General features: G+C 71.2%; 11 protein-coding genes. 10 read left to right on the plus strand and 1 reads right to left on the minus strand.

Going from position 1 to position 12,851, the window contains the following annotated elements; genetic code table 11:
- Positions 1 to 27: 27 nt before the first annotated feature.
- From ACZ7CD_RS29025 to ACZ7CD_RS29065, 9 genes are all read left to right on the plus strand, one after another.
- Positions 28 to 2,010 carry an MMPL family transporter gene (locus tag ACZ7CD_RS29025; protein WP_470380122.1) on the plus strand — a complete coding sequence of 661 codons (1,983 nt, stop codon included), beginning with the start codon at positions 28 to 30 and terminating at the stop codon, positions 2,008 to 2,010.
- Positions 2,011 to 3,129 (plus strand): winged helix DNA-binding domain-containing protein, encoded by a 1,119-nt coding sequence (locus ACZ7CD_RS29030; RefSeq protein ID WP_470380123.1) that lies wholly within the window; start codon positions 2,011 to 2,013, stop codon positions 3,127 to 3,129. It abuts the gene before it with no gap.
- Positions 3,130 to 3,560: 431 nt separating this feature from the next.
- Positions 3,561 to 3,659: a K(+)-transporting ATPase subunit F gene (gene kdpF / locus ACZ7CD_RS29035; protein WP_065920105.1), complete on the plus strand. Its 99-nt coding sequence runs from the start codon at positions 3,561 to 3,563 to the stop codon at positions 3,657 to 3,659.
- The gene (gene kdpA, locus ACZ7CD_RS29040; protein WP_470380124.1) at positions 3,659 to 5,281 is read left to right on the plus strand and encodes a potassium-transporting ATPase subunit KdpA; all 1,623 of its coding nucleotides are present in this window, start codon (positions 3,659 to 3,661) and stop codon (positions 5,279 to 5,281) included. The genes kdpF and kdpA overlap by 1 nt, the downstream gene beginning before the upstream one ends.
- The gene (kdpB, locus tag ACZ7CD_RS29045; RefSeq protein ID WP_470380125.1) at positions 5,278 to 7,227 is read left to right on the plus strand and encodes a potassium-transporting ATPase subunit KdpB; all 1,950 of its coding nucleotides are present in this window, start codon (positions 5,278 to 5,280) and stop codon (positions 7,225 to 7,227) included. The genes kdpA and kdpB overlap by 4 nt, the downstream gene beginning before the upstream one ends.
- A 2-nt stretch (positions 7,228 to 7,229) precedes the next feature.
- Positions 7,230 to 7,760: a potassium-transporting ATPase subunit C gene (locus ACZ7CD_RS29050; RefSeq protein WP_360387966.1), complete on the plus strand. Its 531-nt coding sequence runs from the start codon at positions 7,230 to 7,232 to the stop codon at positions 7,758 to 7,760.
- Positions 7,735 to 10,233, plus strand: a complete 2,499-nt coding sequence (locus tag ACZ7CD_RS29055; RefSeq protein WP_470380126.1) for a DUF4118 domain-containing protein — start codon at positions 7,735 to 7,737, stop codon at positions 10,231 to 10,233. The genes ACZ7CD_RS29050 and ACZ7CD_RS29055 overlap by 26 nt, the downstream gene beginning before the upstream one ends.
- Positions 10,230 to 10,907 (plus strand): response regulator, encoded by a 678-nt coding sequence (locus ACZ7CD_RS29060; RefSeq protein WP_360387972.1) that lies wholly within the window; start codon positions 10,230 to 10,232, stop codon positions 10,905 to 10,907. The genes ACZ7CD_RS29055 and ACZ7CD_RS29060 overlap by 4 nt, the downstream gene beginning before the upstream one ends.
- Positions 10,908 to 10,930: 23 nt before the next feature.
- Positions 10,931 to 11,392, plus strand: coding sequence for a hypothetical protein (locus ACZ7CD_RS29065; protein WP_360387974.1), 462 nt, complete (start codon positions 10,931 to 10,933; stop codon positions 11,390 to 11,392).
- A 9-nt stretch (positions 11,393 to 11,401) separates the two neighbouring features.
- On the opposite strand, the gene ACZ7CD_RS29070 is transcribed toward ACZ7CD_RS29065, so the two are convergent.
- Positions 11,402 to 11,938 (minus strand): TetR/AcrR family transcriptional regulator, encoded by a 537-nt coding sequence (locus ACZ7CD_RS29070; protein WP_360387976.1) that lies wholly within the window; start codon positions 11,936 to 11,938, stop codon positions 11,402 to 11,404.
- A 107-nt stretch (positions 11,939 to 12,045) separates the two neighbouring features.
- Between ACZ7CD_RS29070 and ACZ7CD_RS29075 the strand changes: the two genes are divergently transcribed.
- Positions 12,046 to 12,840, plus strand: a complete 795-nt coding sequence (locus ACZ7CD_RS29075) for an ABC transporter permease (protein ID WP_360387979.1) — start codon at positions 12,046 to 12,048, stop codon at positions 12,838 to 12,840.
- Positions 12,841 to 12,851: the final 11 nt, after the last annotated feature.

The raw sequence follows: 12,851 nt of genomic DNA on the forward strand, positions 1-12,851 counted from the left end.
CTTTCGACGATCGAAGGACATAGGCTCATGAGGGTGCTCGCCGGGTTGCTTCTCGTCGTGTGGCTGGCGGTGGGAGGGTTCACCGGGCCGTACGCGGGCAAACTGTCCGAGGTCGCCGAGAACGACAGCAGCGCGTTCCTGCCGAACTCGGCGGAGTCCACACAGGTCGCGGAGCTGCAGAAGAAGTTCCAGCAGACCAACGCCATCCCCGCGATCGTGGTGGCCGAACGCCAGGGCGGGCTCACCGCGGAGGACACGCGGTTCCTCGCCGATCGGGGCAAGGGGTTCCAGGCCTCGCCGGTCATCCCGTCCCAGGAGGACGGGGACGCGGCGCAGATCGTCGTCCTGCTCGACCCGGCCAAGGACGTCAAGGACGGTGTCGCGGAGCTGCGGGACGGCTCGCGCAGCGCGCCGCAGGGGCTGACGGTGCTGGTCACCGGGCCGGCCGCGCAGGTCGCCGACCTGGTCGAGGCGTTCGGCGGGATCGACGGGTTGCTGCTGCTGGTCGCCGGCGCGGTGGTCGCGCTCATCCTGCTCGTCGTCTACCGCAGCCCGCTGCTGCCGCTCGTGGTGCTCGTCTCCGCCGTGTTCGCGCTCGGGCTGGCCAGCTTCGTCGTCTACCTGCTCGCGAAGTACGACGTGCTCGCGTTGAACGGCCAGAGCCAGGGCATCCTCTCCATCCTGGTCTTCGGCGCCGCCACGGACTACGCACTGCTGCTGGTGTCCCGCTTCCGCGAGGAGCTGCGGGACGAGGAGAACAGGTTCACCGCCGTCCGCTCCGCCTGGCGCGGCACGGTCGAACCCATCGCCGCTTCCGCGGGCACGGTCATCCTCGGCGTGCTGTGCCTGCTGTTCAGCGACCTCGACTCCAACAAGGGCCTCGGCCCGGTCGCCGCGATCGGCATCGGTGCCGCGCTGCTCACGGCCATGACGTTCCTGCCGGCGGTGCTCGCCCTGCTGGGACGGGCCGCGTTCTGGCCGTTCGCGCCGAAGCTGGGCTCCCCGCACCCGGAGACCAGCGGGCTGTGGGGGCGCGTGGCCGCCCTGGTGCGCCGCAAGCCGCGGGCCATCTGGATCGTCACCGCGCTGGTGCTGCTGGCGGGAGCGGCGTTCCTGCCGCAGCTCAAGGCCTCCGGCACGGCGCAGTCCGACGTGTTCCTCACCGAGGTCGAGTCCGTGGCCGGCCAGGAGGTGCTGTCACGGCACTTCCCCGGCGGCACCGGCTCGCCGACCGTCATCATCGCCAACGAGGGCAAGACCGCCGACGTCGTCGCGAAGGCCGCTGTGGACGGTGTGGCGAACGTCCGGCCCAGCGGGACCGCCGACGGCCTGGTGCGGATCGAGGCCACGCTCGCCGACGCGCCGGACTCCGACGCGGCGGTCGCCACGGTCGAACGCATCCGTGCGGCGGTGCACGGCGTCGAGGGCGCGGACGCGAAGGTCGGCGGGCAGACGGCGACGTTGCTCGACACCAGGACGACCTCAGAACGCGACCGGCTGCTGATCATCCCGATCGTGCTCGTCGTGATCTTCCTGGTGCTGGCGCTGCTGCTGCGGTCGGTGCTGGCGCCGTTGCTGCTGATCGGGACGGTCGTGCTGTCGTTCGCGGCCACCATGGGCGTGTCGGCGCTGGTGTTCAACCACCTGTTCGACTTCCCCGGCGCGGACCCGGTGGTGCCGCTGTTCGGGTTCGTGTTCCTGGTGGCGCTGGGCATCGACTACAACATCTTCCTCATGACCCGCGTCCGCGAGGAGACGCAGCAGCTCGGCACGGTCGAGGGCACCATCAGGGGCCTCAGCCTGACCGGTGGCGTGATCACGTCTGCGGGGGTGGTGCTGGCGGCCACGTTCGCGGCGCTCGCGGTGCTGCCGATCCTGTTCCTCACCCAGATCGCGTTCATCGTGGCGTTCGGCGTCCTGCTTGACACGCTGCTGGTGCGGTCGCTGCTGGTGCCCGCGCTGTCGGTGGACATCGGCGGCCGGATCTGGTGGCCCTCGAAGCTGAGGTAGGTGAGGATCACCCGCATGACCCCGACGCCACGACAGCTCAACCGCGCGACGCTCGACCGCCAGCTGCTGCTGCGGCGGGAACCGGTGGACGTGCCCAGCGCGGTCGAGCGGATCGTGGCGATCCAGGCCCAGGAACCGGCCTCGCCCTACCTGGCCCTGTGGAACCGCGTCGCCGGCTTCGACCCGGCCGACCTGGACGCCGCGTTCGCCGGCGGCACGGTCCGCAAGGCCACGCTGATGCGGATCACCCTGCACGCGGTCACCGCCGCCGACCACGAGGTGTTCCACCACGCGATGCTGCCCGCACTGCGCGCGTCACGGTTGTACGACAAGCGGTTCAAGGCCATGGGCATCACCGTGGACCAGGCCGACGCACTGCTGGAGCACGTGCTCGCGTTCGCCTCGGTGCCGCGGGCGAAGGCGGAGATCGAGGAGTTGCTGCACTCGCACGCCGGTGACGTCGGCCAGCCCGGTGTCTGGTGGGCGCTGCGCACCTACGGCGGGCTCGTGCACGCACCGACCGGCGGACCGTGGTCGTTCGGGCCGCGCCCGTCCTACCTGGCCGCGCGCACCGGGAGCAGGGAGCAGCTGGAGTGCGTGGCCGAGCTCGTCCGCCGCTACCTCACCGGCTTCGGGCCCGCCACCGTCGCCGACGTCAACCAGTTCACGATGCTGCCGCGCGGCACGATCCGCGCCGCCCTGGAGCTGCTGGACCTGGAACGGCACGGCGAGCACCTCGACGTGCCGAACCGGACGGTCCCGGACGAGGACACGCCCGCCCCCGCGCGGCTGATGGCGATGTGGGACAGCACTTTGCTCGCCTATGCCGACCGCAGCCGGATCATCCCGCCCGAGTACCGCAAGGTCGTCATCGGCAACAACGGCGACACGCTGCCCACCCTGCTCGTGGACGGGTACGTGGCGGGCGTGTGGCGCCCGCTTGCCGACGGAGCTATTGAGATGACCGCCTTCCACGCCCTGAAAGAGGACGACTGGGCGGCGCTGGCCGTGGAAGCGTCGGCGGTGCGCGAGTTCCTCGGTGACCGCGAACCCCAGGTCTACAAGCGCTACGGCAGGTGGTGGAGCGGCCTTCCGGCCCACGACGTTCGCACTGTGTGAAACGGCAACCTCTACAAAGGACTTCCACTGGGTCAGAACACCCGCGTGCAGAACGCCTGGACGGCGTACCGCAGCGGTCGCTGACCCTGCTGACACCGGGCCGCGTCCACCCTGGGCGCGGCCCGGTTCCGTTCAACGCCGGCCGCGCCGTGACGCCTCCCGCGCGAGAACCTCACGCACCGTGACCCCTGAGGGCCCTGACGGGTGAGACCCACGTCTCCCCGGCCTCAAGAACGCGTAAAGGTCGGCCCCCACCCCGTAAGGACGCTGTCAGGCCTCCCCTGAACAGGTGTTTCCTCGTGCACGCTTCCGCTCGTCATGGAAAAACCTGTCGTTGAAGGGAGCGGCGTCATGGCCGACCTGGCCTACGCGTTGCTGCTGATCGGGAGTTTCGTCGTGCTGGGACTGACGGTGCGCGGACTGGAGAAGCTGTGAGCACGGGACTCGTCGCGAACGCCGTCGCCGGCGTCCTCGCGCTCGCTCTGATCGTCTACCTGTTCGTCGCGCTCGTGAGGCCGGAGAAGTTCTGATGTCACCTCTCGTGGCCGGCCTGGCCCAGGTCGGCATCCTGTTCGCGGCACTGGCGGTCGTGTACCGGCCCCTCGGCGACCACATGGCCCGCGTCTTCCAGCGCGAAGGCCATTCCAGGGCCGAGGCGGCGATCTACCGCTTCGCGCGGATCGACTCGGACGCCGAGCAGAGGTGGAGCACCTACGCCTACGGCGTGCTGGGCTTCTCGTTCGTCGGCATCGTGTTCCTCTACGTGCTCCAGCGCGTGCAGTCCCTGCTGCCGTTCGACTTCGGCCGAGGCAACGTCGGACCGGGCATGGCGTTCAACACCGCCATCAGCTTCGTGGCCAACACGAACTGGCAGTCGTACGTGCCGGAAGCGGTCATGGGCCACACGGTCCAGATGATCGGCCTGACCGTGCAGAACTTCGTGTCCGCCGCGGTCGGCCTCGCGGTCGCCGTCGCGCTGGTCCGCGGGTTCGTCCGCAGCCGGACCGACCGGCTCGGCAACTTCTGGGTCGACCTCGTGCGCGGCACGCTCCGCATCCTGTTGCCGATCGCGTTCCTGTTCGCCGTCGTGCTGATCGCCTTCGGCGTCACGATGAGCTTCAAGTCCGGAGTGGACGTTGACGGTCAGCTGGTCGCCAACGCGCCCGTTGCCGGTCAGGAGGCCATCAAGGAGCTCGGCACCAACGGCGGCGGCATCCTCAACGCCAACTCCGCGCACCCGTTCGAGAACCCGAACGAGTGGTCGAACCTGATCGAGGTCTTCCTCATCCTGGTGGTCCCGGTCGCGCTGACCCGCACGTTCGGCGTGCTGGTGGGGGAGAAGAAGCAGGGGTACGTGCTGCTGGGCGTCATGGGCGGCATCTGGACCGCGATGCTCGCGGTCATCTGGGGTGCCGAGGCGAACGGCGTCCGGCCGCTGGAGGGCAAGGAGCTGCGGTTCGGCATCCCCGGCAGCGCGATCTTCGCCGACGCCACCACCGGCACCTCGACCGGTGCGGTGAACTCGTTGCACGACAGCTACACCGGGCTCGGCGGCGGCGGGGCGCTGCTGAACATGCTGTTCGGCGAGATGACGCCGGGCGGTGTCGGCACCGGCCTCTACAGCATCCTCGTCATGGCGGTCATCGCGATGTTCCTCGCGGGCCTGATGGTCGGCCGCACGCCCGAGTACCTCGGCAAGAAGCTGGGGCGCAGGGAGGTCACGGCCGCCGCGGTCTCGATCCTCGCGATGCCCACGGTGCTGCTCGTCGGCGCCGGCATCGCCGCGGTCCTGCCCAGCACGCGGGCAGCGCTCAACAACCCCGGCTCGCACGGGTTGTCGGAGATCCTCTACGCCTACGCGTCGGCCTCCAACAACAACGGCAGCGCGTTCGGCGGCATCACGGTCACCAGCGACTGGTTCCAGTCGTCGCTGGGCCTGTGCATGCTCTTCGGCCGGCTCGTCCCGATCGTCGCGGTGCTGGCACTGGCCGGATCGCTGGCGGCGCAGAAGAAGGTGCCGGTCACCGCGGGCACGCTGCCCACCACCGGGCCGCTGTTCGCGACCCTGCTGGCCGGCTCGATCGTCCTGGTCGCCGCGCTCACGTTCGTTCCCGCTCTCGCTCTCGGTCCCGTCGCGGAGGCACTGCTGTGACCACGAAACCCGGTTTCGCCGCGGCCCTGCCAGAGGCGTTGAAGAAGCTCCACCCGCGGCACCAGCTGCGCAGTCCCGTCATGTTCGTCGTGTGGGTGGGTTCGGTGCTGGTCACCGTGTTCGCGGTGACCGAGCCGCGCGTGTTCACCACCGCCGTCGCCGCGTGGCTGTGGTTCACCGTGCTGTTCGCGAACCTCGCGGAAGCCGTCGCGGAAGGCCGCGGCAAGGCGCAGGCGGACTCGCTCAGGAAGACCAAGGAAGACGCCGTCGCGAGGCTCGTCAGCGGCGGCGTCGTGCCCGGCACCGAACTGGAGGTCGGCGACCTGGTCGTCGTCGAGGCCGGTGAGGTCATCCCCGGCGACGGTGACGTGGTCGAGGGCATCGCGACCGTGGACGAGTCGGCGATCACCGGCGAGTCCGCACCCGTCATCCGCGAGTCCGGCGGCGACCGGTGCGCGGTCACCGGTGGCACGACGGTGCTGTCGGACCGGATCGTCGTGCGGATCACGACCAGGCCGGGCGAGTCCTTCGTGGACCGGATGATCGCACTCGTCGAAGGCGCGGAACGGCAGAAGACGCCGAACGAGGTCGCGCTGACGATCCTGCTGTCGACGCTGACGATCATCTTCCTGCTGGCCGTCGTCGCGCTGCAGCCGTTCGCGATCCACTCCGGCGGCGAGCAGTCGGTGGTCGTGCTGACCGCGTTGCTGGTCTGCCTGATCCCGACGACGATCGGCGCACTGCTGTCCGCGATCGGCATCGCCGGCATGGACCGGCTGGTGCAGCGCAACGTCCTGGCCACGTCGGGCAAGGCCGTGGAGGCCGCCGGTGACATCGACACGTTGCTGCTCGACAAGACCGGCACGATCACGTGGGGCAACCGGCGCGCGACCGAGTTCATCCCGGTCGGCCCGACGTCCGAGGAGGAACTGGTCGCGGCCGCACGGCTGGCGAGCCTCGCCGACGACACCCCGGAGGGCCGCAGCATCCTCCAGCTCGCCGGCGGTGCACCGGCGAGCGACCACGAGAAGACCGGCGAGTTCGTCGCGTTCACGGCGCAGACCAGGATGTCCGGCATCGACCTGGGCGACCGCAGCATCCGCAAGGGCGCCGCGTCCGCGTTCGAGCTGACCGACACCGCACGCGAGATCGTGGACGAGATCAGTGCCCAGGGCGGAACCCCGCTCGTCGTGGCCGAGAACGGCCGGGTGCTGGGGATCGTCCGCCTGTCCGACGTCGTGAAGCCCGGCATGAAGGAGCGCTTCGCCGAGCTGCGGGCGATGGGCATCCGCACGGTCATGGTCACCGGCGACAACCCGTTGACGGCCAAGGCCATCGCCGAACAGGCGGGCGTGGACGACTTCCTCGCCGAGGCCAAGCCCGAGGACAAGATGGCCCTGATCCGCCAGGAGCAGGAGGGCGGCCGGCTGGTCGCGATGACCGGTGACGGCACCAACGACGCACCGGCGCTGGCCCAGGCCGACGTCGGCGTCGCGATGAACACCGGCACGTCGGCCGCGAAGGAGGCCGGCAACATGGTCGACCTCGACTCGGACCCGACCAAGCTGATCGAGATCGTGGAGATCGGCAAGCAGCTGCTGATCACGCGGGGGGCGCTGACGACGTTCTCCGTCGCCAACGACCTGGCGAAGTACTTCGCGATCCTGCCCGCGATGTTCGCGGCGATCTACCCGGCGCTGGGGCAGCTCAACGTCATGCGCCTCGCGACACCGCAGTCGGCCATCCTGTCCGCGGTGATCTTCAACGCGGTGGTCATCGTGGCGCTGATCCCGCTGGCCCTGCGGGGCGTCCGCTACCGGCCGTCCAGCGCCTCCGCGCTGCTGCGGCGCAACCTGCTGGTCTACGGCCTCGGCGGCATCGTGACGCCGTTCGCCGGGATCTGGCTGATCGACCTGCTCGTGCGACTCATCCCCGGGATCGGCTGACGATGACGAACTTCCTGAAGCAGTCGTGGGCGGGTCTGCGGATCCTGCTCGCGCTGACCGTGCTCCTCGGCGTGCTCTACCCGCTGGCGGTCTGGGGCGTCTCGCGCGTCCCCGGCCTGCACGCCAACGCCGAGGCCACCGGCACCACCCTGGTCGCCGTCGCACGCGAGGGCGACCGGTACTTCCAGCCGCGGCCCTCCGCGGCGACGCTGCCCGCCTCGGGCGGCTCGAACAAGGGCGAGCTGAACGAGGACTACACGAAGGTGGTCGACGAACGCCGCACGGCCGTGGCGCAGCGCGAAGGTGTGTCCGAGGACCGGGTGCCGCAGGACGCGGTGACCGCGTCGGCGTCCGGCCTCGACCCGCACATCAGCCCGGAGTACGCGGCGCTGCAGGTGCCTCGGGTGGCACGCGCGTCCGGGCTGTCCGAGGAGAGGGTGCGGGAGCTGGTGGCGGCCTGGACCTCCGGCACCTTCACCACCGCGGTCAACGTGACGGCGCTCAACCGTGCCATCGACGCCGCCACCCGGTGACCGCCGCCGGGGTCAGCTGAGGATCCACCTCGGCGCCGCTCCCGGTGTCGGCAAGACCTTCGCCGTGCTCGGCGAGGCCCACCGGCGCCGGGGGCGGGGCACCGAGGTGGTCGTGGGACTCGTGGAGACCCACGGCCGGGAGAAGACCGCCGCCCTGCTCGACGGGCTGGAGGTGGTGCCGCGCACGCGGGTGCGGCACCGCGGGCTCGACGTCGAGGAGATGGACGTCGACGCGGTCCTCGCACGCAGGCCCGAGGTCGCCGTCGTCGACGAGCTCGCCCACACCAACGTGCCCGGCTCCCGCAACGAGAAGCGCTGGCAGGACGTCGAAGAGCTGCTCGACGCGGGCATCGACGTGCTGTCCACGGTGAACGTGCAGCACCTGGAGTCGGTGAACGACGTCGTCGAACGCATCACCGGTGTGCGGCAACGGGAGACGGTGCCCGACGAGGTGGTCCGCCGCGCGGAACAGGTCGAGCTCGTCGACCTCACCCCGGAGGCGCTGCGCCGCAGGCTCGCCCACGGCAACGTCTACCCGGCGCACCGCATCGACGCCGCACTGGGCAACTACTTCCGGATCGGCAACCTCACGGCGTTGCGGGAGCTGGCCCTGCTGTGGGTGGCCGACCAGGTCGACGTGGCGTTGCAGCGCTACCGCAGCGAGAAGGACATCACCGACACCTGGGAGACCCGCGAACGCGTGGTCGCCGCGATCACCGGCGGACCGGAGAGCGAGACGCTGATCCGGCGCGCCCGCCGGATCGCGGTGCGGGCCGGTGCGGAGCTGCTGGTCGTCCACGTCCTGCGCGGCGACGGGCTGACCGGCGTGACGCACGGGCACATCGCCCGCTCCCGCAAGACCGCCGAGGACGTCGGCGCGACGTTCCACTCGGTGGTGGGCGACGACGTTCCGACGGCGTTGCTGGAGTTCGCCCGCGGTGTGAACGCCACCCAGCTGGTGCTGGGGACCTCACGGCGCTCGCGGGTCGCGCGGACGTTCGACGAGGGCATCGGTGCCGCTGTCGTGCAGGAGTCCGGCGCGATCGACGTGCACATGGTCACCCACGACGAGGCCCGGCGCGGGCTGCGCTGGCAGGTCGGCACCGACCCGTTGCCGGTGCGGCGCAGGCTCACCGGCTGGGGCCTCGCCCTGGTGCTGCCCGCCGGCGTCACCGCGCTGGGCCTGCTGTGGCGCGACGAGCTGGACTTCTCCACCGACCTGGTGGCGTTCCTGCTCGTCGCCTGCGTCGTCGCCATCGCGGGCGGGCTGGGACCGGCGCTGTTCTGCGCGGTGCTCGGCGCCGGGCTGCTCAACTACTTCTTCACCGAGCCCTGCCACAGCCTGGCCGTGCAGACGCCGGAGAACGTGATCACGCTGGCCGCCATGGTGATCGTCGCGACCGTCGTGGCGCTGACCGTCGACCGGGCGGCGCGGCTGGGAGAGCAGGGCGCGCGGGCGCGGACCGAGGCGGCGTTGCTGGCCTCGTACTCGCGGACCGTGCTGACCGCGCCGTTCCCGCTGGCGCGGCTGCTGGAGAAGATCCGGGAGAACTTCGGCCTGGACTCGGTGGCGCTGGTGGAGCGCAGAAACGGGGAGTGGTGCTGCGTGGAGCGCGCCGGGCGGGACTCCGGTCCCGTGACCGACGTGACGGTCACCGGTGACGTGCGGTTGCGGTTGAGCGGACGGGTGCTGCCCGCGAGCGACCAGCGGGTGCTGGAGGCGGCGGCCGGGCAGACGTTCGTGGCGCTGCGGCACCAGCGGATGGCCGCCGACGCCCTGGAAGCACGGCGGAAAGCCGAGACGTCCGAGCTGCGCACGGCACTGCTGTCGGCGGTCGGCCACGACCTCCGCACGCCGTTGACGTCGATCAAGGCGGCGACCGCGAGCCTGCGGGACACCTCGCCGGCACTGTCCGAACAGGACACCGCCGACCTGGTGGAGACCGTGGCGGAGTCCGCCGACCGGTTGACCGGCCTGGTGGACGACCTGCTCGACTCGTCGCACCTCGCGACCGGTTCGGTCGAACCGGTGCTGCGGCCGGTCGGCTGCGACGAGGTCGTGGCACGGGCGCTCGCCGGCCTCGGCGGCGAGGTGTCGGTCGCGGTGGCGGAGGACCTGCCGCCCGTGCTGGCCGACCCGGGGCTGCTGGAACGCGTGGTGGTCAACGTCGTCGACAACGCGCTGCGGCACGGCAGCCCGTCGCCGGTGGCGGTCCGCGGCAGCCGCCACGGCTCCTCCGTCGAGCTGCGGGTCGTCGACCACGGTCCGGGACTGCCGAAGAACGCCGGGCACACGGTGTTCGCGCCGTTCCAGCGCCTCGGCGGCCGTGCCGCCACACCGGGCGCCGGCCTCGGCCTGAGCGTCGCCAAGGGCTTCACCGCCGCCATGGGCGGGGAGATCAGCGCGGAGGACACCCCGGGCGGAGGGCTCACGATCGTGATCTCCCTGCCCGTCCACGAGGAGGCGCCATGACGTCCGTTCTGGTGGTCGACGACGAACCGCAGATCGTGCGCGCGTTGAGGATCAACCTCAGCGCCCGCGGCTACGACGTGATGACCGCGTACGACGGCAAGTCCGCACTCGGCGTGGCCGTGGAGGGCAAACCCGACGTGGTCGTGCTGGACCTGGGCCTGCCCGACCTCGACGGCGTGGAGGTGATCGCGGGCCTGCGCGGCTGGTCCTCGGTCCCGATCATCGTCCTGTCCGCCCGTACCGACTCCGCCGCCAAGGTCGAGGCCCTCGACGCCGGCGCCGACGACTACGTGACCAAGCCGTTCGGCATGGACGAGCTCCTCGCCCGCCTGCGTGCGGCCGTCCGCCGCGGCCTCACCCGCGACGTCGCCGACCCGGTGGTCGAGACGTCGTCGTTCGTCGTGGACCTGGCCGCGAAGAAGGTCCGCCGCGACGGCCACGAGGTGCACCTGACGCCCACCGAGTGGGGCCTGGTCGAGGTCCTGGCCCGCAACCCCGGCCGGCTCGTGTCGCAGAAGCAGTTGCTGCGGGAGGTGTGGGGACCGAAGCACCTCACCGAGTCGCAGTACCTGCGCGTCTACTTCGCCCAGTTGCGCCGCAAGCTCGAAGCCGACCCCGCCCACCCCCGGCACCTGGTCACCGAACCCGGGATGGGCTACCGCTTCGAGCTCTGACGCGGTTGCGGGAGAATCGGCGGATGGTCACAGATCCGACGATGGCCCGCATCGCCGAAGGCGTGGAGCTGCACCACCGCCGCGGTCAGCGGGAGGCCGCCCGCGAGCTGTTCGCCCGGATCTGGGACGACATCGGCGGCACCGGGGGCGACCCGCTGCACGTGTGCGTCCTCGCCCACTCGATGGCCGACGTCCAGGACGACGTGCACGAGGAGCTGGTCTGGGACCTGCGGGCGCTGGCCGCCGCCGACTCGCTCTCCGACGAGCGCACAGCGGAGGCCGGGGTGGCGCTGCCGGTGGCCGGGCTGTACCCGTCGCTGCACCTGAACCTGGCCGACTGCCACCGCAGGCTGGGCGACCTCGACCGCGCCCGCGACCACCTCCGGCAGGCGCGGGACACGATCGGCGTGCTCGGCGACGACGACTACGGGCGGCTCATCCGGGGCGGTCTGGACCGGCTGGAGCAGCGGCTGGCCGGTGGATGACGGCCGGCGCTACCGCAGCAGGCGGCGCAGCACCTCTTCGAGGTCGGCGGGCTTCGGCGTCCCCGGCGACACCAGCGCCTGGTACAGCAGCCCGCTGAACATCGCGGTGAGCGCCCGCGCGGTCGTCGAGTCCACTGTGGACTCGAAGACCTCGGTCAGCAGCCGGTCCCACGACGTGCTGGCCGCACGGAGCGCCGGCCGCCGCAGGGCACCGCCGTACAGCTCGTAGGCCAGCACGCTGGTCTGCCGGTGCTCGCTCGCCAGCAGGACGACGAAGCGCGCGAGCTCGGCGCTCAGGTCGGCATCGTCGGGCAGCGCGAGCGCCCACTCGCGCAGGCGTGCGACGTTGCGCTCGGCCACGGTGCGGACCGCGGCGTCGAGCAGCTCGTCGAGGCTCAGGAAGTGGTAGGTCGTGGAACCCAGCGGCACGTCGGCGCGGGCCGCGACGGCCCGGTGGGTCAGTGCCGGCAGGCCGCACTCGGAGATCAGCTCGACCGCGGCCTCGATGATCCGCTCGCGGCGGTGGGGGTCGTGCCGCCGCGCCATCCTCGCTCCTACCGGTTCGCCGAGCCCGTGCGCAAGGGGCATTCTCGCGGAGGACCACGATACGGAACGGTCCTGACCGGCGATGTGTACGTCAGTACATTCACGGCGTGCCCAAGACCCGGACGTCGCAGTGGTTGCCGGTGCGGCTGATCGCCATCGCCGCGCTGTTCCTGGTGTGGCAGCTCGTCGCGCTGGCCCAGCTCTGGCCGGCGGCCGTGCTGCCGAGTCCCCTGCAGGTGTGGGACCAGCTTCTGTCCACTTCGGACTTCACGAACGGGCAGGGCGGCTACGCCGGTTCGACGCTGGCCGAACGGCTCGGCGTCAGCCTGCGCCGCGTCGGCTACGGGTGCTTCTACGGCGTGCTGCTCGGGCTCGTGCTCGGCCTGGCGATGGGGCTGGTCCCGGTCGTCCGAGCGCTGACCGAGCCCGCCGTGGCGTTCCTGCGCGCACTCCCGCCGCTCGCGTACCTGAGCCTGCTGGTGATCTGGTTCGGCATCGACGAGGAACCCAAGGTCTACCTGCTGATGATCGCCGCGTTCCCGCCGGTGGCCGTGGCCGCCGCGGCCGCGGTGAGCGGGGTCAACCGGCAGTACGTCGAGGCCGCGCAGGCGTTGGGCGCCAGCGCGTTCGACGTGGTCCGCGCGGTGGTCCTGCCCGCGTCGGGACCGGAGATCCTCACCGGTGTCCGGATCGCCGTCGGCATCGCCTACAGCTCCGTGGTGGCGGCGGAGACCGTGAACGGCGCGGACGGCATCGGCGGGATGGTGCTCAACGCCCAGCGCTTCAACCAGACCGCGGTGGTCGTCCTCGGTCTCTTCGTCATCGGCATCACCGGCCTGGTCATCGACTCGCTGATCGTGGCCGCCCAACGCGCGTTGTCCCCATGGCGCGGACGCGCCTGAGACCGAGGAGT

This window comes from Lentzea sp. NPDC036949 (assembly GCF_055608075.1).

Bases quoted from the DNA above. Each gene is read 5' to 3' on its own strand.
- ACZ7CD_RS29025 (WP_470380122.1), top strand. From the start codon at position 28: ATGAGGGTGCTCGCCGGGTTGCTTCTCGTCGTGTGGCTGGCGGTGGGA.
- kdpA (WP_470380124.1), top strand. From the start codon at position 3,659: ATGTCACCTCTCGTGGCCGGCCTGGCCCAGGTCGGCATCCTGTTCGCG.
- ACZ7CD_RS29050 (WP_360387966.1), top strand. From the start codon at position 7,230: ATGACGAACTTCCTGAAGCAGTCGTGGGCGGGTCTGCGGATCCTGCTC.
- ACZ7CD_RS29060 (WP_360387972.1), top strand. From the start codon at position 10,230: ATGACGTCCGTTCTGGTGGTCGACGACGAACCGCAGATCGTGCGCGCG.
- ACZ7CD_RS29065 (WP_360387974.1), top strand. From the start codon at position 10,931: ATGGTCACAGATCCGACGATGGCCCGCATCGCCGAAGGCGTGGAGCTG.
- ACZ7CD_RS29070 (WP_360387976.1), bottom strand. From the start codon at position 11,938: ATGGCGCGGCGGCACGACCCCCACCGCCGCGAGCGGATCATCGAGGCC.